This is a genomic window from Psychrobacter coccoides (genome assembly GCF_017498085.1).
Classification (GTDB): Bacteria; Pseudomonadota; Gammaproteobacteria; order Pseudomonadales; family Moraxellaceae; genus Psychrobacter; species Psychrobacter coccoides.
The window spans coordinates 1-373 of the sequence record NZ_JAGBKM010000063.1 but is presented as its reverse complement, the minus strand read 5'-3'; the positions used below and the strand labels follow the sequence as shown (position 1 = coordinate 373).

Genomic DNA, 373 nt, shown 5'->3' with positions numbered 1-373 from the left:
ACAAAAAACGGGTTAAGGCCATTCATGCCAAGATTAAAAACACCCGCCAAGATCTGATTCATAAATTCACATCAAAGCTTGTTAAAGCCAACAGCCTAATCGTTGTTGGGAAGATTAAATCAAACTTATTCACTTCATCCAAACTGGCCAAATCCGTCTATGACGCTGGTTGGTTTGAAATAAAGCGGCAACTGGATTACAAATGCAAGCATGCAGGTTGCCACTATATCGAAGTCAATGAAACGTACACCACCCAAACCTGCTCGTGTTGCGGCTCCCGCCAAGACAGTCCGAAAGGTAGAGAAGGTCTTGGTATAAGAGCATGGTTTTGTCGTTCTTGTAAAACGACCCATAACAGAGATGTTAATGGAGC

General features: G+C 42.9%; 1 protein-coding gene. It reads left to right on the top strand.

Annotated features, from left to right (window positions below):
- Positions 1-373, top strand: a 373-nt coding sequence (locus J3492_RS13070) for an RNA-guided endonuclease InsQ/TnpB family protein (protein ID WP_207992433.1), incomplete at both ends; no start/stop codon positions are given.